Below are 22,329 nucleotides of genomic sequence, written 5' to 3'. Positions count from 1 at the left end.
GCCCCCTCGCCACAAGAGCCTGTCCCCACTTTGGATTTGGGTGTTATAGAAGATTGCGTTCGGTCACCGGATCAATCTGCGCCCAATGCGAGGTGTCTTCTCGATGGGCCTGCAAATACGGCAACACCGCCGCCAACAAAGGCACCTTGAACGCCTCTTGAAAACGATGCGCCAACCCCGGGATCAGCTTCAACTGACTGCCACGGATATGCGCCGCCAGGTGCACGCCATGCATCACCGGCAACAACGGATCGGCGGTGCCGTGAACCACCAGCGTCGGCACCCGCAATTGGTTGAGCAGCGCCACGCGGCTCCGTTCGGCGAGGATGGCCATGATCTGACGCTTCACGCCCTCCGGGTTGAACGCCCGGTCATAGGACTGCGCCGCCTGCTGCAACAACGCCTGCCGGTCATCGCTCACCGTCGGGCTACCCAATGCCGCCAGCAAATCGGCTTGTTGCTCCAGCGCCACTTCGCGATTCGGCGCGCCGCGTCGCGCGAGTAACTGCACCAGCGCCGCACTCGGCGCCGGCAAGCCTTCGGCACCCGAGCTGGTCATCAGCAGCGTCAGGCTCTCGACACGCTGCGGTGCCATGGCCGCCATATGCTGGACGATCATCCCGCCCATGCTGGCGCCCAGTACGTGGAATTGTTTGACGTGCAAGGCATCCATCAGTCCAAAGGCATCGTCAGCCATGTCGGTCAGGGTGTACGGCGCCGATACCGGCAAACCGAGTTTGTAGCGCAGCACTTCGAAGGTCAGGTTGGCCTCGACAGGCGTCTGCCGCCAAGTCGAGAGACCCACATCGCGATTGTCATAGCGAATCACCCGAAAACCCTGCTGACACAGCGCAACCACCACCTCATCCGGCCAGTGAATCAACTGCCCGCCCAGGCCCATCACCAGCAACAACGCCGGATCCGAGGCACGTCCAATGCTCTGGTAGGCCAGGCTCACCTGCTCCAGATCGACCCGCTCGGTCGGAACATTGACATCGCACCGCGAAGCCGCCAGGGACGACAGGCTGAACAATAAAGCGGCCAGAAAGGTGGCCACCGATAAAAATAAGGCACGCATGAAAAACACCGAAACGCAGAACTCCAGTAGAGCGCGAGTCTGATGAAGTTTGTTCAAGCGCGCTGCCACAGTTACGTGACAGTTTGATGAAGATTGCCGAGCGGTCATCGACCCACACGGCCGAACGCGTTCGACCGTCGGCCATCGCTATTTAAAATGGGCCGTGGCGTGGACGTGGCGTTTGATAAGCGCACAACCCTATAACTATGTACCACCAGCCCCCCTCGCAACTGACCTCTAATGGCCTCGACGCCGGTACAACCCGGCCCTCTTGCCCTTTGGAGACCAGTCGCCATGCCCGACGCCCCCAAGCCCTTACTGGCCGATTTCGGCTTTTCCCACCCGCTTGCACCCAACCCCGATCAAAGCCTGTTACTGACAGCCTCGGAACGCTGGCGCGACTGTCGCCGACAGTGGCTCGAACTCATGGCGCAAAGTCCGGGCGCACGTGCCTCGATTACCCGTTTGCTCAAGGAACACTGGGACCTGGACGGAAATCGGGTCGGTCTGGGGTTCTTCACCACCAGCACCCGGCCGGAACACTTTGTCAGCCTGACCCACGCCTGCGCCTTTGTGCTGCAACAGCCTGCGGTCGAGGTTTCACTCAACGCGCGTTGCGTGGTGATCGGTCTTGCACGGGAACACCGCCTCTACGGCAAGTCCCCTTTCGAACTGCTCGAACAGCTGAAAACCCTGAACCCGGAGCGCCTGCTCAATCACGACTGGGAGCGCTGGTGGAGTGCCCGGGCGCCCGGGACCGCGGTATCGCGCAGAGCGCTGGCTATCCAGTTGTATCGCCAGCACATCGAAGCCTCCAGCCAGGTGGCCCATGCCCAGCGCACCTTGACGGCCGAGCAGATGAAACCCCTGCTGGCACTGATCGATCCCCCCAGCGGTTCCCCCCGGATGGCTATCAATCAGCTGGCGCTCAGGACTGACAGTCACCGTGTCGAGTTGCCCGGGGTTTTACTCATCAGCACCGAACAACCAGCCGCACAGTTGCTGTACCTGCCAGAGCAGCAACCGGCATGGAGGCACTTCCAGCACCGTCCTGAGATGGAAAACTGGCTGATCGCACACCCGCAAAACGCTATCGGAATGCCCCGGCTCGACGGCGTCAGTCTCGAATACACCCGCATCGTAACCACGCCGCTGGAGGTAGCCGCCGAACAGCTGATTGCACGGGTATCGGTCGACTGGATGAACAGTATTCGTCAGGGCAACGGCAGTGATATCGCCGAGCATGGCGCCGCCGCGATGGACGCCGCCGACCGACTGGATCGGCAATACCGCCAGGAAGCTGTTTTTGCCGAACCTGCCGAATTGCCGGCGGACATCATCAGCGAGGGAGAGACCGGCGACAGTGTTCCGCAGTTCGGCTTACTCACCCCCGACATTGCGCTGGACACCCGCCGGAAAGCCCTGGCATATCACTGCGCAGCCCTCGAAACCCTGCTTGGCAAAGACTTCGCGGGGGATCTGAATGATCCACGCCTGCAGAACCTGAAAAAACACCTCGACGCCTTGGCGGCAGCCGAACAGGCCAGCCACACCGCCGCATCTGCATTGCTGGACACCCGCGACGCGCTGAAGATGCTGGAACTGCGCCACGCATCGAATGCGCATTACACCGCGCTGTATCAGGCGCGGCTAGCGGGGTTGCGCAGCGAGGCAGAGATTCAATTGACCCTGAACCAGCTCAGCCCTGAAGAACACCGCTGGGTTCAAGCGGTTCTCGATGCTCCAGCCGCGCCGCGCAATGCAGATGTCGCGGTCGCACGGCTGACCCTGTCGGCCACCAAAGACGACGACGGCAACACTCAAACCGAGGAACTGGACGGCGTGCTGCTGATCACGCCCCCGTCCGTGCTGCGCGGTGTCGCGTCTCACAGTCTGTTGTTGTACTGGCCCGGCCGGTTCGGTGGCTTGCAGCGTTTCGCCTCTCGACAAGCACTGGAACAAGCACTGTTCAAACTGAGCGCCAACGACGAGGTATTGGCCTTGCACCTGAGCGAGTTGAGCGGCGACCCGTTCGAATATGCCCTGCAAAATCAGCTTTACCGCTGTGTACAGCAGGCGACACGACTGATTGCCGACAACCCCGTACCAGCCAAAACCCAGCAATGTACCGTGGCGTTGGAGAAACTGCGCGAACACACCCTCGCCCGTCTGACCGTGCCAATGCCCGCCGCGCGGGAACTGGCCTTCGCGCAACTCCTCGAGCAAAACCACAGCAGCGTCCTGGCTCAAGCACTGCCACAGTGGCTCGGCACACTGTCCGATGCTCGACGCTTGCAGTTCAAGCAACTGTTCAAGACTTACATTGCGGCGATGAAACGCTCCCATGAGTTACTCGAACGGGATCTGCCGCCACGGGATGATTTCAGCCAGAAACGCATCGACGTTCGCCTGCGTAAGGACTTCGCCCTCAAGCAAGGTTTTGAGGTAATGCTGGATCTGCCCGATTCAACTACCTGGCAGAAGGTCGTGACCGATGGCGCAGCACCGGGAACGCCTCAGGAGAATGTGCTGATAGCCAGTAAAAACCGCAGCAAGCTGTCCCTCACCGAACTGGCCCAAACCAATATCGATCAGGCGATGTGGTGGCGACTGTCGCTCATGCAGGTCGAGATCTCTACGGATGACGAGGCAGAACGCCAGAAGCTGAAAACCGGCATCACACAACCCTATCTGCGCAAGCTGATCACCGAGCTGGATCTGGCCGGGCACTATGAGACGCAGATCCGCCACGCTTTCCTTGGCGCCCCCACCACCTCGGCCTTCGACCTTGAATATCGCCGTGAAAGCCTGACCGAGCCGTGGCGCCTGATGCTGAAACTGCAGGGCGAATTTGCCGTGCTGCAACGACAGATCGACGTCCATGGACAGCAAGTACTGAATATCGCCATTGACGCCAATACCCGGGAAGCCTTTGCAGCCCAAGGCAAGCGTATCGTGCTGCTGCCGGCCCACCTGACAGTCGGTGGTGAAGACACGCAGCATCAGGGCCCGAGCACTTTGACGGGTGTCACCTTCATCCAGGAACAGGTCAGCGGCCTGACGCTGCTCTACCTGCCGGACAGCCCGGACGGTCTCCACCTGCGCCAATACGACACTCTTGAGCAGGCACGCCAAAACCTGTTCAACCTGTGCCTGCACACCAACATGGTCAACTATCTGGCCGGGCGTGCCTTGCATGGCGACTTCGCCCTTCACGTCAGTCGGATCAATCAGGCCTTGCTGCGAAACTTCGATGCGCTGATCGGCGTCGGCATGGCATGGCCGGCCACCACCTCACTGGCGGCGCATCTGCTCAATGTGCATATGGGGCGTTTGCTGCAAGCCCATCGAAGTACCTCACGCTCCAATGACGCCTTGTACCTGGAGCACTGCGCACTGAAGTCCGGCGCGATGTTCAATTATCTGAAAATGGCCCTGGGCATGGTGCCATTCGTGGGCACCGCCATTGCCTTGTATGACGCCTGGGGCAGCGCCAATCTGGCGGTCGCTGCTTTCCTGCGTGGCGATGTCGGTCATGGTCTGGCCGAGGTGGAGGCGGTGCTGTTGTCGTTGATCGACGCCGCCATGGATATTCTTCCGGGGGCCAATGCGGCTCCTGGTGCTGCCCGCGCGATAACGCGCCATCGTCAGTTACGCACAATGGCCAGAACGGCCGGTGCCTTGCAGGCGTCTTCGCGTCGACAGGCCCGCCGCGTCCTGGATTACTTTCACGGCTACGAATACGAACACCAAATTTCTCTGGCTGGATTGCAACCTGCCACACACGGCATCTATCGCAATGTCTATCGGCATGCCGACGGCGATTTCATGATCAGCCAAGGGCGTATCTACCGGATCGAGCTGAGTGATGCCCCTCGTGGCTGGCGTTTGCACGGCACCTGGGCCCGCGCCTATAAACAGCCGATCGCCCTCGATGAGGCCGGCAACTGGAACACCCACTATGCGGTGTATGGCACATTGATGGAGGGCGGCGGCGTGGGCGGCGGTGCGGCGCTCGGGCATCTGGCCGACGGCATGGATCCGCTCTGGCCAGCCGCCATCAGGCGTTGGCTACCCCGCTGGTGGACTGATCGCAACTTGCGCCGTCAACTGACTCTGACCAATACCGCCGACGCCTACATTCGGCGGCTCGATACCCAGACCCGCCGCACCAATGTTGCCATCGACAGCTATCACGCCAGCACACCGAGCCAGCGTCAGGCCTTGCGCGCACCTCTGGAAAGCGCCTGTGCCGCTGACATCGATGCCGCCCAAAACTGTTACCAAAACCTGGCTGACCTGTTGCCACTGAGCCATGGAAGAAAACGCACTCAGATAAAGGAATTGCAAAGCAGTAACGCCTGGGTCGTGGTCGATCGGACGGTGCACCGGATACAGTTCGGCAAAGAACGCCTGCTGGAACACCTCGACCGGATCGATGAACTGGTCACTCGTTCAGACACCACCCCCGTCAACGATACCGGCGCCCACTTGCGCCTGATGGAACAACGCAAGAACGTGCGCAAAGCCTTCCTCCAGGAATTTGATCAAGCGCATGCCGCCGTGGAGCAGGTCAATCTGTGGAATCGTCAAATCACCTACCGTGAGCACAAAGCCAGGATGGCGGCTGACGTAGCGACAGTGAACACGATGTTAAGCGAGACCAACTACCGTTACCTGAAAGCGGCTCACCTTCTGGAGATCATCACCCGTCTCGATGCCATCGATGACACCACCTGGGTTTATTTTCACGTTCAACTGAAACAAGCCCGTACTCAGGTCGGGCGTGCACTCTTCACCCAGCACAACCTGTCGGAAGTACGTGCCAGCCTGACCCAGCGCAACCGGGTATTCGAGGACTGCCTGGCGACCTACGCCGAGTTCCGCCGCAACCTGAAGGCGTGGACACTGGGCTACCCGCAACACCTGGATCTGGAGCAGATCACGCCGTTTCTGGACAGTCTGGCAAAGGTCGAAGAGTACGCGCGAAACGCCCTCGGGCATCGAGCCTCGATCACACCAACGGAGGGCACAACCGGCAAGAAGCTCTTTGAAACCGAAGACAATCGCCTGTTCGTCGGTGTCGAGCATACGGACGCAGCCACTCGGCAAAAGCGCTTCACCATTGACGGTATCGACGGACGTACGGAAACCTGGCTACCGCGCTCCAGTGGCAAATACCACCTCAGTGAGCCCGCCGTGCCGGCGCAATCACCTCTGCCCTCGGATGTTCAACCGTTGCTGGCGGAAGCCAGAAAAAGACTCGCGACGGTGCCCACCTATAAAAACAAAGTCGACGGTTATGCCCGGCAAGACATGCTGCCAGTGGATCTGGAACACATGATGAGCTTGGAGGCTGCCGAATTATCGATGCGCGCCCAAGCCATCGAACGTCTCTCACCTCATGATCCGCTGGTGCTGCAATTGTCCGATCAGGCCCGAGACCTGGCGCGTGCCGGGCGTACCCTGCGCATCGAACAGTCCATGAACAGCAAAACCCCGACCGAGGGTTATCTGGACTACCTGCTGGAGCAACGGGTGGTGGACATCCGCAAGGAAGGCGCATTGCGCGATATTGGCAAGCGCCCGGACGGTCGACGGGATTTTCTGCAGGAGTATGAAGTTCGCGATTTGACCCGCCAGCCGCCGCAAACGCTGTGGTATGCGCACTTTCATTACCCCTCGGCGAAGTCGCCGTTCAACGACTTCGTCAAAGGTCATCTGAAATTGCCTGAGCAACGCAATCTGGGCCTGCAATGGCAGCAGGCTCAAGCCAGCAGCGGTGCTCAGGTGGAATCAATCTGGCGGGGCGACATCGGCAAACCGCTGGCGCACAAACATTTTCCACAGCTGTGAAGAACAACAACGGAGCGCCCGAAAGCGCTCCGTTGTCAGTCAGCTGTCAGGCCAGTTGACTGCGCAGCAGGCGTGCCGCCGCGACCATGTTTACCAACGCGGCTTCTGTTTCCGGCCATGCGCGGGTCTTCAACCCACAATCGGGATTGACCCACAACCGCTCGGCCGGAATCCGCTTCACCGCTTTGCTCATCAACGTCACCATCTCGGCCGTGTCCGGCACCCGTGGCGAGTGGATGTCATAGACGCCCGGGCCGATGTCGTTCGGGTAGTCGAACGCTTCGAAGGCCTCCAGCAGTTCCATGTCCGAGCGCGAGGTTTCGATGGTGATCACATCGGCGTCCATGGCTGCTATGGACTCAATTACGTCATTGAATTCGCTGTAGCACATGTGAGTGTGAATCTGGGTTTCGTCGCGCACGCCCGATGCACTCAGGCGGAAAGCTTCCACCGCCCAGTCGAGGTATTCCTGCCATTGCGCCCGGCGTAGCGGCAGCCCTTCGCGGAAGGCGGCTTCGTCGATCTGAACGATTTTGATGCCGGCGTTTTCCAGGTCCACCACTTCATCGCGCAAGGCCAGGGCCAGTTGCTGCGCCTGAACTTTGCGCGAGACGTCTTCGCGCGGGAACGACCACATCAGCATGGTCACAGGACCGGTGAGCATGCCTTTCATGACCTTGTCGGTCAGGCTTTGGGCATAGGTGATCCAGTCGACCGTCATCGGCTTCGGACGGCTCAGGTCGCCATAAATGATCGCCGGTTTGACGCAGCGCGAACCGTAGCTCTGAACCCAGCCGAAACGGGTGAAGGCATAACCTTCAAGCTGTTCGGCAAAGTACTCGACCATGTCGTTGCGCTCGGCTTCACCGTGAACCAGCACGTCCAGGCCCAGGCGTTCCTGGATTTGCACGGCGTGGCGGATTTCACTGTGCATGGCATCGGTGTAATCGTTGGCCGACAGCTTGCCTTGCTTGAAGGCCTGGCGCGCCAGACGGATCGAACCCGTCTGCGGGAACGAGCCAATGGTAGTGGTCGGGAACGCCGGCAGTTTCAGCCGTGCCTGTTGTTGTGCGATGCGTTTGGCAAACGGCGAGTGACGTTGGCTGTCCGCCGCGCCAATGGCGTTGATTCGGGCCTGAACATCCGCTTTGTGGATACGCGGAGATTGGGCGCGACTGGCCGCAATGGCGCGGCTTTCAGCCAGTGCGGCTTGTACCTTCGGCGCTTGCGGATCATTCAGGGCATCACGCAGCACGGCAATTTCACCGCACTTCTGCACGGCAAACGCCAGCCAGCTTTTCAGTTCCGGGTCGAGTTTTTCTTCACGGTCCAGGTCCACCGGGCTGTGCAGCAGCGAGCAGGAACTGCTGACCCACAAGTTATCGCCGAAGCGCTCTTGGGCCGGCTGCAGTTGCGCGAGGACTTGCTCCAGTTCGCAGCGCCAGACGTTGCGACCGTTGACCAGGCCTACCGAGAGAATCTTGTAGGTGGGCAGGCGATCCAGCACTTGGCCGAGTTGATCCGGCGCGCGCACCGCGTCGATGTGCAAGCCTTGCACTGGCAGACTGACAGCCAGGCCAAGGTTGTCTTCCAGGCCACTGAAGTAGGTTGCCACGAGTTTTTTCAGCGGCGAGTATTGAAGGATGTGATAGGCGCGTTCGAAGGCGTTTTTCCAGGCCTGTGGCAGGTCGAGGGTGAGGATCGGTTCGTCGATCTGCACCCACTCCACGCCTTGGGCGGCGAGGCGACCGAGGATTTCACCGTAGATTGGCAGCAGGCGCTCCAGCAGGTCGAGTTTGTCGAAGCCATCACCCTTTGCCTTGCCCAGCCACAGATAGGTCAACGGGCCAATGATTACCGGTTTGACGTTGTGGCCCAGGGCTTTGGCTTCGTCGACTTCATCGAACAGCTGTTCCCAGCTCAGTTTGAATTGTTGGTCTGCGGTGAACTCCGGGACCAGATAGTGGTAGTTGGTGTCGAACCACTTGGTCAGTTCCTGAGCATATTGCGCCTTGCCATGTTCACCGCCGCAGCAGGCCGCGCTAGCGCCACGGGCCATGGCGAACAGGGTGTCGAGTGTCGGCAGGCCACGGGAATCCTTGGCACTGTCGAAACGCTCGGGGATGACACCGAAGGTCAGGGAATGAGTCAGTACCTGGTCGTACCAGGCGAAGTCGCCCACGGGCAGCAGGTCGATGCCGGCGTCTTTTTGCAATTGCCAGTGGGTGGCGCGCAGTTGGCGGCCGACGCTTTTCAATGCGTTCTGATCGAGGTCGCCCTTCCAGTAGGATTCGAGGGCTTTTTTCAATTCGCGGTCAGCGCCGATGCGCGGGAAACCAAGTGTGTGGGCCAAGGCCATGGTAAGAGTTCTCTCTATAAAGGACGCTATAAAACATGGTGCTATTGTCGACAGCCCACCCAACATGAGACAAACTCAACCTTTTCGTGTTGATCACAAATTTTCCTCATGGAGCCTCCGGTGCTTGAAATCCGTCACCTGAAGACCCTGCACGCCTTGCGCGAAGCCGACAGCCTGGTGGATGCGGCCGACCGCTTGCACCTGACCCAGTCGGCACTGTCCCACCAGTTCAAGGAGCTGGAAGAGCGCATGGGCATGCAGTTGTTCGTGCGCAAGACCAAACCGGTGCGCTTCACCAGTGCCGGTTTGCGCCTGCTGCAACTGGCCGACGCCACCCTGCCATTGCTGCGCGGCGCCGAGCGTGACATTGCGCGACTGGCCGGCGGCACTGCGGGGCGTTTGCACATGGCGATCGAGTGCCACAGTTGCTTTCAGTGGCTGATGCCGACCATCGACCAGTTCCGCGATGCCTGGCCGGAAGTCGAGCTGGACCTGGCCTCGGGTTTCTCCTTCGCCCCGCTGCCCGCGCTGGCCCGAGGCGACCTGGACCTGGTGGTGACCTCCGACCCGCTGGAACTGGTCGGGATCACTTACGTCCCGTTGTTCACCTACGAAGCCATGCTTGCGGTAGCTAATCAGCACCGCTTGGCGAGCAAGCCGTACATCGTGCCCGAAGACCTGCTGACGGAAACTTTGATTACCTACCCAGTGGAGCGCGATCGGCTGGACATCTTCACCCGCTTCCTGGAACCGGCCGACATCGAACCGGCCCAAGTGCGCACGTCGGAACTGACAGTGATGATGATGCAACTGGTGGCCAGCGGTCGCGGTGTCTGCGGCATGCCCCATTGGGCGCTGCATGAATACAGTTCACGGGGTTATGTGAAGGCCAAGCGACTGGGCGAGAAAGGCTTGTTTGCTACGCTCTACGCCGGGATTCGCGCCGACATGCTGGACGCGCCATACATGCGCGACTTCTTGCTGACGGCCAAGGACACGTCGTTTTCGACGCTGGATGGGGTTAGTGCCGTCCGATAGAACACCACCCCCCTGTAGGAGCGAGGCTTGCCCGCGAAAGCGGTGTGTCAGCCGACATCAATGCTGAATATGAAACCGCCTTCGCGGGCAAGCCTCGCTCCTACAAAGGCTCAGTGGTGAGCTCGCGCCACATATGGATCTTGTCGAAATAGTCTTCGCCGACTCGCACCGCCAAGGGTTCCAGGCCGAACTGCACGAAGCCGCAACGCTGATACAGCTTGAACGCAGCTTCATTGCCGGCGGTGACGGTCAACTGGATCAGCCGCAGGCCCTGATGGGTCTGCGCTTCGGCCAACGCAGCCTGAACCAGTTGATAACCGAGACCGCGCTGCCGAACCTCCTTCGAAACATACATGCCAAACAATGTCGCCTTGTGCCGGGCCTTTTCCCGAGACTCGAAGGCCAGGCCGACGATGCCCGCCAGTTTCCCTTCCTCAAACGCCCCAAGTACCCGGTCCAGCTTGCTGGTCAGGCGCGATTCCCACCAACTCAGCGGCATCACGGCGCGCTCGCGCACGCTGGAAGTGAACGCCTGGGGATGCAAGTCATAGGCCTCAAGCATCAGCGCCCGGTAATCCAGGGCATGGCTGGCATCAAGCCGTCCAATCCACATCTTCAGGCCACTCGCCGCTGCTCAAGCATCAACCGCACTGCCAGCCCGGACAGCACGAAGCCCATGAAGTAACGCTGCATCGCCAGCCAGTTCGGGTTATTGACGAACCAGGACGCGATGCCCGCGGCAAACAACGCGATCAGCAGGTTGACGCTGAAGCTCACGCTGATCTGGGTCAGGCCGAGGAGGATGCTCTGGGTGAACACCGAACCGTGCTCAGGGGTAATGAACTGCGGAAACACCGACAGGTAAAACACCGCAATCTTCGGGTTCAGAGCGCTGGTGAGAAAGCCCATGGTGATCAACTTGCGCGACGAATCCGCCGGCAACTGCTGCGCCTCGAACGGCGAACGCGCACCGGGCTTGACCGCCTGCCAGGCCAGCCACAACAGGTACAGCGCACCGGCCCACTTCAACACTTCATAAGCCATCGGCACTGCCACGAACACCGCGGTCAAACCCGCGGCGGCCGCGAACAGGTGCACTAAAAACCCCGCGACCACGCCCAGCAGCGAAGTCACCCCGGCCTTACGCCCCTGGCAGATTGAACGAGAGATCAGGTAGATCATGTTCGGCCCGGGCGTGAGCACCATCAGCAACGCCGCGGCGGCGAAAATCAGCAAGTCTTGAAGCGGGATCATGGGCATCCTCCGTCCTTGGACGATCAGGCAGTATCGATCAGTGAGGCTCGATAAAACGGCAAGATCAGGTCCCGTGTCAATGGCGCCAGCGTGACATCGCCGTCGGTGGCCGGATCGATCCAGCGCACCTCTTCGATCTCCGCCGCCGGGGAAACGTGCGAATCGATGGTCAGTTGAAAGAGTTCGGCCTGTACGACATAACCCGGCTCATTGGCGGCCGGTGCCGAGAATTGCCCCAGATAGACGGCATGCGCCGGATCGATGACCAGCCCCAGCTCCTCCTCCAGTTCACGGGCAAGAGCATGGACCGGTTGCTCATGGGCCTCGATCTTGCCCCCCGGCTGCATGAACGCCTGGGTGCCGCGCTTGCGCACCAACAGGGTGCGACCGTCGGGGCCGATCAGCAGGGCAGCGGCAATGCGGATGAGACGGGGCGAAGCGGCGGATGAAAGCGTCATGGGTCTGGATTGGCCTTGGGTAAAGGCAGCAAGGATCACATGCATGCCGGTTCTTCGTCACGCCGAAAAAAGCATCTGCAGAACCCCCTGTGGGAGCGACTGTGGCGAGAGGGCTTGCCCCCGTTGGGCTGCGAAGCGGCCCCAAAATCTCTAATGCACCAAAGATCTTGTGAGTGCTACGCACTCAAACGGGGGCAAGCCCCCTCGCCACAGGGGGCCCACAGTGCTAAGTCTGGAAAGCTCACCCCGTCTCGAGCAGCGCGCCCTCCACTTCCTCCGGCACTTTCACAAAAATGCTGTACTTGGCACCTTCCATCGCCTCGAAGGCGATCAACTTCTCCACCAGCGCCCCATTCAATACCTTGCCGGCATTGAGCAACAGCATGCCGTTGTCGGCATTGAGATTGCGCGCCAGGATCATGCCCGCCACCAGATCCCGGGTGGTCAGCACCTTGACCGTCGGATCGGCCAGCGTCACGTCGCTCAGATAAGTGGCGCAGACCTGAATGAAATCCTCCACCAGTTCCGGGTCGTAGAGGCGACCGGCGTATTGGCGGATATACACCAGGGCTTCATCGCTGTTCATCTGCCGTTCGAGAATCAGCCCGCGCTGCAACTCGATGAAATCCACCGCCAGTTTCAGCAACCGCGAACCGAACGGAATCGCTTCGCTTTTGAGCCGATCAGGAAAACCGCTGCCGTCCCAACGCTCCTGGTGATGCAGGATCAGCCGGGCGGCATCCTTCATCGGATCGAGCGTCATCAGTAGCGACTCACTCTGCTTCGGATAACCCCGATAGCGCTCGCGGTCACTGTGATGCAGCAGGTCCGAGGGCGTGCTCATCATGCTGTCGGTCCAGCTCAACTTACCGATGTTGTAGAGCGCCGCTGCCATGGTCAGGTCACGACTGGAGCCTTCATCCAGGCCATGGAGTTTGCAGTACACCCGCACCAGTTCGATGATCTGCCGGTTGGTCTGTTTGGCGGGCGGCAGGCGCAGGTTGGCCAGCAACGAAAACACTTCGGTGCCGGTGACATAGCTGCGTTTGAGCTCTTCGTAGGCCAGGTCCAGCATGTCGGCGGTCTGTTGCAGCTCGCTGGTGCGGGCCGCGACGTGTTTTTCCAGGGTGGCGTTGAGCAGCTTCAATTCCTCGTTCCGATCCCATGTCTCCTGCACCAGACGCAAGCGCTCACGCTCGGAATGCTGATAGGCGAGTGATTGTCGCAACATCAGCAGCATTTCCTCATCGTGCCAGGGTTTGCTGATGTAACGATGAATCTGCCCTTCATTGATGGCTTTGATAATGGCCGACGGATCGGCATAACCGGTCAGCATGATCCGGAGGGTGTCGGGGTAACGCTGATGGATGTGCGCCAGCAGCGTCGAGCCATCCATATTGGGCATACGCGCGTCGCTCATCACCAGATCGATCGGCTGCCGCGCCATGATCTCCAGCGCCTGGGCACCGCTGGTGGCCAGCAGCACCTCGTAGGGTTGGCCGCGCAGCAGGCGGCGCAGGCTGTTGAGAATCGACTCCTCATCGTCGACCAGCAGTAACTTGGGTTTATAGGTCACAGTCGTGGGGAGTTGCTCTTCCATGGCATTACCTCAAGAAAACGTGTGTCTTTATCGCGCGCGGGGCGAACATCCTGGCGTTCCCGAGCCTGACCTACAGGCTAGATGATTTTCAGTCCGACCCCGGAAATGATTCGTTTCAGTCAACCGGGCGAAGTGCTGGCCGGGCGACTATGCTCAGATCACTCGGATCCAGAACGATACCCGCTCCATCCAGCGATCAGGGAAGGGATACCCTCTATGAGCCCATTGCACCAACCTGCTGTCAGTACAGGCGCATGTCAGTGAACACGCTGCTTGCGCACATTAATCGTCGGATTCTCATCGTTGATGACACGGCGTCGATCCATGAGGATTTCGCCAAGATTCTCAGCCCGCCATCGATCGAAGATGACAGCCTGACCAGCGCCGAAAACGCCCTGTTCGGTACCCCCGCGTCGTTATCGTTGCAAAGTTTCGTCATCGATTCCGCGTTTCAGGGCCGCGAAGCGCTGGACAAGGTCGAGAGCGCGCTGGCGAATGACTCGCCCTACGCGATGGCCTTCATCGACATGCGCATGCCGCCGGGCTGGGACGGCCTGGAAACCATCGAACGCCTATGGCAGGTCGATCCCAAGTTGCAGGTGGCGCTCTGCACCGCGTATTCCGACTATTCCTGGGAAGACATCGCCGAGCGCCTGGAACTGGGCGATCGCCTGCTTATCCTGAAAAAGCCCTTCGATGCCATCGAAATTCGCCAGATGGCCAGCGCATTGACCGCCAAGTGGCAAATGACCGAAGACGCAGCGCTGAAGATGTCGCTGCTGGAGCATGCGGTCGAGGAGCGCACCCGGGAGCTGTCCGACGCCAACATCATCGTGCAGAACAGCCCGACCATTCTGTATCGGCTGCGGGGCGAACCGTCGTTTCCGTTGATGTACATCTCCCACAACATCACCAAATACGGCCATATCGCGGCGGCCCTGGTGGCTTCGTCCAACTGGGCGCAGGAGCTGATCCATCCCGACGATCAAGCGAAAGTCGACACCGCCATGGCCCGGGTGCTGGACCGCCATGCGGCAGGTGCTTCCATCGAATTCCGGATGCGCACCGGCGACGGCGACTGGCGCTGGGTCGAAAACCGCTATATCCCGGTGCGCGACGATGAAGGCCGCTTGCTGGAGGTCGAAGGCATCATCATCGACGTCACCGAACGCAAACTGGCCGAGGAAAAGATTGCCCTGTTGGCCCGCACCGATGGGCTGACCGGGCTGGCCAACCGCGCGACGCTGATCGAGCGGCTGCACCAGGCGTTCGCCGCCGCACGGCGCGGGGCCACACCGTTCGCCATGTTTTACCTGGATCTGGATCACTTCAAACGCATCAACGACACCCTGGGCCACCCGGTGGGCGACTTGTTGTTGCAGGAGGTCGCCAGGCGCATCAAAAACTGCGTGCGCGAAAACGACGTGGTTGCCCGCCTGGGTGGCGACGAGTTCGCGATACTGCAACTGGATGTCGGCGATCCGACCCAATCAGCGTCCCTGGCCGCCAAGGTCCGCGATGCACTGGTGCTGCCCTACTCCCTGGCCGGCAATGATGTGCGGGTCTCGGTCAGCATCGGCATCAGCAGCTACGTCCCGGTCTGCCTCAGCGCCGACAGCCTGTTGACCCAGGCCGACATGGCGCTGTATCGCTCCAAGGAAAAGGGCCGCAACCAGTACCACTTCCACTCAGAGGAAATCAATCAGGAAGTGGTCGAGCGCATGACCATCGCCAACGACCTGAAAAAGGCCATCGAGCACGACGAACTCGAACTGCGTTACTGGCCGGAAGTAGACCTGAGCAGTGGCAAAATCCTCGGCATGGAAGCACAGGTCAGCTGGAACCACCCCCAGCGCGGGTTACTGGAGGCCCCGGCGTTTCTGCCCGCCGCGGAAAAAACCGGCATCATCATCGCCCTCGGTCACTGGGTGCTGGAGCGCGCCTGTCGGCAAATGCGCCAGTGGCGAGACGAAGGCATGGCGCCACCGGTGGTGGCGATAAAACTGTCCCTGGCCCAACTCAAGAGTGGTCCCGAGCTGATCTATGACGTGTTGCGCACCACCGCCCGCTGGGAACTGTGCCCGTGGGACCTGCGTTTCGACGTCACCGAAGCGACCCTGGCCCAGACCAAGTGGACGCACAACGATATCCTGCCGCGCCTGCATGAGCTGGGGGTGAAGATCGCCATCGATGACTTCGGCACCGAATACTCTTCGTTCGACTACCTCAAGACTTACCAGGTCAATCACCTGAAACTCGCTCAGGCGTTCATCGACACCGCCGCCCACGACACGGCCAGTGCCACTACCTTGCGGGCAATCATCAATTTCGCCCGCGACGTTGGGATCGGCATCATCGCCGAAGGCGTCGAAACCCAGGAGCAACGCAGTTCGCTGATGGCCACCGGCTCACCGATGAACGCCCAGGGTCACTACTTCAGCCAAGCGGTCAACAGCCAACAGGCCGCCGAATTGCTGAAGGCAGGGAGCATCGTGCACACCAACCACGGAACCGGAGCGATGCCCGACGACCCGCGGCGTGCCACGGAGGACAAGGAATGAAAACTCCGTTCGCCCAGGCTAACCGGCGCATTCTGATCATCGACGACACGCCTTCGATCCATCAGGACTTTCGCAAGATTCTCGGCCCGGATACCGCCGACGAACAAACCATCGCCGGCACTGAAGCAGCGCTGTTCGGCAGCCAGCAATCTACTCGGCTGATATTCCAGCTCGACTCCGCCTACCAGGGCCAGGAAGCGCTCGAACTGGTCAAGCGTGCCCAGGCACAAGGTCGCCCTTACGCCATGGCATTCACCGACATGCGCATGCCCCCGGGCTGGGACGGACTGGAAACCATCGAACGGCTCTGGAAGGCTGATCCTCACCTGCAAATCGCGCTGTGCACGGCCTTCTCCGATTACACCTGGGAAGCCATGGCCGAACGACTGGAGTTCGGCGATCAGCTGCTGGTGCTGAAAAAACCTTTCGACAGCCTGGAAATCCGCCAGATGGCCAGCGCCCTGACCTGGAAGTGGCAGATGGCGCAGGACGCGGCCATGAAAGTGCTGACCCTGGAGCAAACCATCGAGGCCCGGGTCCACGAGCTGCTCAAGGTATCGCACTTGTTGCAGTACGACGTATTGACCGAATTGCCCAACAGCACCTTGCTGGGCGACCGGCTGAACCAGTCACTGGCCCTGTCACGACGCCATGACAAACAACTGGCCGTGATGTTTCTGGGGCTCGATCGCTTCAAGCGCATCAACAATGCCTTGGGTCACCCGACCGGTGACGAGATGCTCAAACGTGTCGGACAAAACCTGGTGGCTTGCGTGCGCGCGTCCGATTCGGTGTTTCGCTACGGCTCCGATGAATTTGTGGTGATCCTGGCTGACATCCATCACCCCCAACAGACCAAGGGCATCGCCGAAAAGCTCTTGAACGCCATACGCGCGCCTCAACACATCGCCGGCCACGACCTGAGCGTGACGGCCAGCCTGGGCATCAGCATCTATCCCGAGGACGGTTTCGATGCCATCGCGCTGATCAAGAAAGCCGAAACCGCCATGCGCAACGTCAAGGAAAGCGGCCCGAACGATTTCAGCTTTTTCATCGATGAGATGAACCAGCGCGCCCGGGAACAGCAGAGCATCGAGTCGGGTATTCGTCTGGCGCTGGAACGCAACGAATTTGTCCTGCACTACCAGCCTAAACTCGACCTGGGCAGCGGTAAGGTGGTCGGCGCCGAGGCGTTGATCCGCTGGCAAAAACCGGGACAAGGCTGGGTTTACCCGACAGACTTCATCGGTGTGGCCGAAGACAGCGGCCTGATCGTACCGTTGAGCAAATGGGTGCTCGCCCAGGCCTGTCGACAAGCCCGTGCCTGGCAGGAGAAAGGCCTGCCGAAGCTCTACATGTCGGTGAACGTGTCGGCCATTGATTTCCGCCAGCGGGATTTTGTCGAGGGTATTGAACAGATACTCAAGCAAACCGGTATGGATCCCACCTTGCTGGAACTGGAAATCACCGAAGGCGTATTGATGCAGAATGTCGAGGCCACGATGGTCGCGCTGAATCGGCTCAAGGCATTGGGCGTACGGCTGGCCATCGATGACTTCGGCACCGGCTATTCCAGCCTGAGTTACCTGCAACGGTTTCCCATCGACGTGTTGAAAATCGACCAGTCATTCATTCGTGGCCTGAGCAGTGACAGCAATGACGCGGCCCTGGTCAGCGCCATCATCAGCCTGGGCAAGAGCCTCAAACTGACCGTCATTGCCGAAGGGGTGGAAACCCTCGAACAATTGAATTTTCTCAAGGCCCTCCAGTGCGAGGAAGGCCAGGGTTACTACTTCAGCAAAGCCGTGGAGCCGGACGCCTTCGTGCAATACCTGACGTCCGTGCCCCCCGCTCCATCCGCCGCCACATGAATGATGTGCAACGACACCCAGGGCCCTGCGCCAAGGAATCACAAGATGTCGAGCCCCTTCTACTACCTGCTTCTTGCGCCTCTACTCGGATGTTGTCTGATAGCCAGCGGCGCACCGCTGGACGAACCACTCAAACCCTTGCCCGCGGTGCCCCAGCAAAACCCCTTGCAAGTCGAACTCGGTCGTCGGTTGTTCAACGAGCCACGCCTGTCGGTCAACAACAGCCTGTCCTGCGCCAGTTGCCATCGTCTGGAAATCGGAGGCGCCGACGACAAAGCATTGTCTATCGGCTTCAAAGGCGATCCCCTGACGATCAACACCCCCAGCGTCTTCAACTCAAGTCTGAATTTCCGGCAATTCTGGAACGGCCGCGCCGACACCCTGGAAACACAGGCCCACGAAGTGGTGCAGAGCCCCAGCGAAATGGGCAGTCATTGGGAGCATGTCGTTCAGACACTGGCCGCCGACCCGGCTTACAAAAGCGCTTTCGCCAAGGCCTACCCGGACGGCGTGACTATGAACAATGTGCAAAATGCCCTGGCCACCTATGAGCGCACGCTGATCAGCGGCAACTCGCGTTTCGACCAATACCTGCTGGGCAATACCGAGATTCTGACGACCGAGGAGAAGTACGGTTACCAACGCTTCAAGGACTACGGCTGCATCGCCTGCCATCAGGGGGTGAACATCGGCGGCAACATGTTCCAGAAATTCGGGGTCATGGGCGATTACTTCCAGGTCCGGGGCAACCCCACCGAAGCCGATCTGGGCCGTTATCTGGTCACCAAGGCTGAAGAAGATCGCAACGTGTTCAAGGTTCCGAGCCTGCGCAACGTCGCCGTGACCGCGCCGTACTTTCACGACGGCTCGGCCAAGACCCTCGAAGAAGCGGTAGACGTGATGTTCAAGTTCCAGCTCGGTCGCGTGCCCTCTGACAAGGACAAGACCTTGATCATCAAATTCCTCAAGACCCTGACCGGTGAGTGGGGAGGCAAACCTTTATGAAAACGTACCACCGTCGCAACCTGGTATTGCTCAGTGGCGTGGCCTTGTTGTTGGCCTCGACTCTGCTGTTTCTGTACCTCAAATCAAGCTCCGACCAGACCTCGACTTATGCCGAGTCCCGGGATCTGATCGGCCGGATCAAACAGTTCAACGCGCAGTGGGAAACCGAGATTCTCAAGGCCAGGATTGCTATCAGTAACAACTACGATCCGCTGGTGGCACCGCTGACCGAGATGACCCACCTGTGGGAGCGGTTCGAGAGCATGGAGTCCAATCACGGCCGCAACGACTCGCCGATCTGGCGTGCCAGCCATGATGCTTATCATGCCGCCATTCAGGAAAAAACCCGGCTGGTGGAGCAGTTCAAATCCCACAACGCGGTGCTGCGCAACTCACTGGCGTTTTTGCCCACTGCCGAAGACGACATCCAGGAACCACTTGCCCAACTGGTCGACGAAGACAAACTGCAATTACAAAACATTGCCACCGATACCTACGACTTGCTGCTCAGCAGCCTGGAGTTCGCCCAAGTTGCCTCCGATGACAAAGCGGCCGATATTCTGGTGGGACTAAACAAACTGGGGGTGAACAAACAACGATTACCGGAGCAGTTCCATAGCCCGATCGATATTTTGAGTAGTCACATCGCGCTGATCCTGCGTGAACAACCGGCGGTCAATCGGTTGCTGGAAAACATCGAAGCCATTCCCGTGGCCGAACGGCTGGACGACATTACGGCTCTGCTGAACAAGGATCAGCAGCAAACCGATGCAGCCAACCGGCGCTACCACTTCTACATGCTGGTGTTTTCGACGCTGCTGGTGATGGTGCTGGTGTACCTGGCAACTCGCCTTATGCGCAGCTTCGGCGAGATCAACCGGGTCAACAAGGAACTGCAAACTGCCAACGACATCCTCGAACAACGGGTCGAAGAGCGCACCCGAGAACTCAAGAATACCCAGAGCGAATTGCTCGACACCGCGCGTCAGGCCGGCATGGCTGAAATCGCCACTAACGTGTTGCACAACGTCGGCAACGTGCTCAACAGCGTGAACATCTCGGCCGACCTGGTCACCCGCAAGCTGCGTAGCAGCAAGGCCCAAGGGTTGGGCAAGGCGATGCAGTTGATCAACGCGCATCAAGACAACCTGGGCGTCTTTCTGACCCAGGACGAAAAAGGAAAACTACTGCCCGGCTACCTGAATCAATTGGTGGAGGCCATTGCCCTTGAACAACAAGGCATGGCCGACGAACTCGCGCAACTGAGCAAAAGCGTCGACCACATCAAGGACATCGTCGCCACCCAGCAGTCCTACGCAGGCGCCAACAGCCTGATGGAACCGCTGCACATCAGCGAATTGCTGGAAGACGCCTTGCGAATGAACGCTGGCGCCCTGTCCCGGCATCACGTTACGGTGGTCAAGGAGTATGGCGACGTACCGCAAATCATGGGCGACAAACACCGATTGTTGCTGATCCTGATCAACCTGATCAGCAACGCCAAATACGCCATGACCGACCTCAGTAACCGCCCGCGGCAAATGATCCTTGGGGTGAAAGTCGTCGAAGACACGATTCTGCAAATCAGCGTCAAGGATGACGGCGAAGGCATTGAGCCGGAGAACATGACGCGGATCTTTGCCCACGGTTTTACCACCCGCAAAGAAGGTCACGGCTTCGGCCTGCACAGCTGTGCCTTGGCCGCGATCGAGATGAACGGCCATCTCACCGCCCACAGCGACGGGCCGGGCAAAGGTGCACTGTTCACGTTGCAGATCCCGTTGAAACCCGTCATGGAGGAAGCATGAGCGACCTTTCGAACCGACGCATTCTGCTGATCGACGACACGCCGTCCATCCATGAAGACTTTCGCAAGATCCTCACCCCGACATCGGCGCAGCATGTAGAACTGGACGAAATGGAGGCCACGCTGTTCGGCAGCGAAGTGAAATCCACCAACCTGCTGTTCGAGCTGGATTCAGCCTATGGCGGTCAGGAGGGTCTGGGCAAACTCATCCAGGCAATACAGGAAAACCGCCCCTACGCCCTGGCCTTCGTCGACATGCGCATGCCTGAAGGTTGGGACGGTGCGCAGACCATCGAACACCTGTGGCAGGAAGATCCGCAGCTACAAGTTGTAGTGTGTACCGCCTATTCCGACTATTCCTGGGATGAACTGCTGGAACGCTTGCACGCCCACGATCGCCTGCTGATTCTGAAAAAGCCGTTCGACAACATTGAAGTTCAGCAGATGGCCAACACCCTGCTCACCAAATGGGAAATGACCGAGCGGGCGTCCATTCAGATGAGCCATCTGGAGCATCTGGTGGATCAGCGCACGGCCCAGTTCAAGCAGGCCAGCGAGGCGTTGCAGCGGGAAATCGACGAGCGCAAACAACTGGAAAGCCAACTGGTGCAGTCGGAAAAGCTCGCCTCGCTGGGGCAACTGGCGGCGGGCGTCGCCCATGAGATCAATAATCCCATCGGCTTTATTTCCTCCAACCTCGGCGCCCTCGATGGCTACTTCAAGCAACTGCAGGAAATGCTCGATGCCTATCGGGAAGCGGAAAACGCCATTGGTTCAAGCGAGGTCATCGACCGTCTCGGTCAGTTACGTGAACGGGTGGAACTGGACTTTCTGCGCGAAGACATTCCACTGCTGATCAAGGAGTCCAAGGAGGGCATCGACCGAGTCGGGCGGATCGTCAAAGACCTGAAGGACTTCTCCCGCGTGGACTCCAATCAGGAATGGCAGTGGACCAATCTGCAACAAGGCATCGAGTCGACCCTGAACATCGTCGCCAATGAACTCAAGTACAAGGCCGATGTGGTGAAGGAGTTTCAAAAGCTGCCCGATATCGAATGCCTGCCGTCGCAAATCAATCAGGTAATCATGAACCTGATCGTCAACGCGTCTCAGGCGATGGGGCCGGAGCGGGGCACCATCACGCTGCGCACCGGCCTTGAAGGTGAAACGGTGTCGATCGAGGTCGCGGACACGGGAATCGGCATCGAGCCAGACAACCTGCAGAAAATATTCGATCCGTTCTACACCACCAAACCGGTAGGCCAGGGGACGGGGCTCGGGTTGTCTCTGTCCTATGGCATCGTGAAAAAACATCAGGGCGATATTTCGGTACGTAGCGAAGTCGGGGTGGGCAGCACGTTTCGGGTCGAGTTACCGGTGCGGCAATCGAAAGCGGCTGTCTGACCAGCCGAGCAAGGGATCAAATCTAAATCCGGGCTGTT

Annotated in this window: 13 protein-coding genes; 7 read left to right on the top strand and 6 right to left on the bottom strand. The window is 59.6% G+C overall.

Annotated features, from left to right (window positions below):
- Positions 1-43 precede the first annotated feature (43 nt).
- On the bottom strand, positions 44-1,078 hold the full coding sequence (locus TU81_RS13265; protein ID WP_048395537.1) for an alpha/beta fold hydrolase: 1,035 nt from the start codon (positions 1,076-1,078) through the stop codon (positions 44-46).
- A gap of 294 nt (positions 1,079-1,372) precedes the next feature.
- Here TU81_RS13265 and TU81_RS13260 point away from each other — a divergent pair, with 294 nt between their 5' ends.
- Entirely contained in the window at positions 1,373-6,934 is a 5,562-nt protein-coding gene (locus TU81_RS13260; protein WP_048395536.1) for a dermonecrotic toxin domain-containing protein, read from the top strand.
- Positions 6,935-6,980: 46 nt separating this feature from the next.
- On the opposite strand, the gene metE is transcribed toward TU81_RS13260, so the two are convergent.
- Entirely contained in the window at positions 6,981-9,293 is a 2,313-nt protein-coding gene (metE, locus tag TU81_RS13255) for a 5-methyltetrahydropteroyltriglutamate--homocysteine S-methyltransferase (RefSeq protein ID WP_048395535.1), read from the bottom strand.
- Between the two features lie 120 nt (positions 9,294-9,413).
- On the opposite strand from metE, the gene metR reads away from it, so the two are divergent.
- The gene (metR, locus tag TU81_RS13250) at positions 9,414-10,331 is read left to right on the top strand and encodes a transcriptional regulator MetR (RefSeq protein WP_048395534.1); all 918 of its coding nucleotides are present in this window, start codon (positions 9,414-9,416) and stop codon (positions 10,329-10,331) included.
- A gap of 100 nt (positions 10,332-10,431) precedes the next feature.
- Here metR and TU81_RS13245 read toward each other — a convergent pair whose 3' ends face one another.
- The 4 genes from TU81_RS13245 to TU81_RS13230 form a co-directional block, all read right to left on the bottom strand.
- On the bottom strand, positions 10,432-10,944 hold the full coding sequence (locus TU81_RS13245) for a GNAT family N-acetyltransferase (protein ID WP_038981835.1): 513 nt from the start codon (positions 10,942-10,944) through the stop codon (positions 10,432-10,434).
- Between the two features lie 2 nt (positions 10,945-10,946).
- Entirely contained in the window at positions 10,947-11,585 is a 639-nt protein-coding gene (locus TU81_RS13240; RefSeq protein WP_038981833.1) for a LysE family translocator, read from the bottom strand.
- Between the two features lie 23 nt (positions 11,586-11,608).
- Positions 11,609-12,043, bottom strand: coding sequence for an NUDIX hydrolase (locus TU81_RS13235; protein WP_048395919.1), 435 nt, complete (start codon positions 12,041-12,043; stop codon positions 11,609-11,611).
- Positions 12,044-12,284: 241 nt separating this feature from the next.
- Entirely contained in the window at positions 12,285-13,643 is a 1,359-nt protein-coding gene (locus tag TU81_RS13230; RefSeq protein WP_048395533.1) for an HD domain-containing phosphohydrolase, read from the bottom strand.
- A gap of 254 nt (positions 13,644-13,897) precedes the next feature.
- Here TU81_RS13230 and TU81_RS13225 point away from each other — a divergent pair, with 254 nt between their 5' ends.
- Genes TU81_RS13225 through TU81_RS13205 form a run of 5 tightly spaced genes read left to right on the top strand, consistent with a single transcriptional unit; the run spans position 13,898 to position 22,291 of the window.
- Positions 13,898-16,204 carry an EAL domain-containing protein gene (locus tag TU81_RS13225; RefSeq protein ID WP_048395531.1) on the top strand — a complete coding sequence of 769 codons (2,307 nt, stop codon included), beginning with the start codon at positions 13,898-13,900 and terminating at the stop codon, positions 16,202-16,204.
- Complete coding sequence (locus TU81_RS13220) at positions 16,201-18,075, top strand: putative bifunctional diguanylate cyclase/phosphodiesterase (RefSeq protein WP_038981829.1); 1,875 nt, start codon at positions 16,201-16,203, stop codon at positions 18,073-18,075. Before TU81_RS13225 ends, TU81_RS13220 begins: the two co-directional genes overlap by 4 nt.
- Before the next feature lie 45 nt (positions 18,076-18,120).
- On the top strand, positions 18,121-19,080 hold the full coding sequence (locus TU81_RS13215) for a cytochrome-c peroxidase (RefSeq protein WP_038981827.1): 960 nt from the start codon (positions 18,121-18,123) through the stop codon (positions 19,078-19,080).
- Positions 19,077-20,888 carry a DAHL domain-containing protein gene (locus tag TU81_RS13210; RefSeq protein ID WP_038981825.1) on the top strand — a complete coding sequence of 604 codons (1,812 nt, stop codon included), beginning with the start codon at positions 19,077-19,079 and terminating at the stop codon, positions 20,886-20,888. Before TU81_RS13215 ends, TU81_RS13210 begins: the two co-directional genes overlap by 4 nt.
- The gene (locus tag TU81_RS13205; protein ID WP_038981823.1) at positions 20,885-22,291 is read left to right on the top strand and encodes an ATP-binding protein; all 1,407 of its coding nucleotides are present in this window, start codon (positions 20,885-20,887) and stop codon (positions 22,289-22,291) included. The genes TU81_RS13210 and TU81_RS13205 overlap by 4 nt, the downstream gene beginning before the upstream one ends.
- Positions 22,292-22,329: the final 38 nt, after the last annotated feature.

Source organism: Pseudomonas lini (genome assembly GCF_001042905.1).
Taxonomy (GTDB): domain Bacteria; phylum Pseudomonadota; class Gammaproteobacteria; order Pseudomonadales; family Pseudomonadaceae; genus Aquipseudomonas; species Aquipseudomonas lini.
Note: the sequence above shows the minus strand (reverse complement) of the source record. Positions and strands in the feature narration are given on the sequence as shown.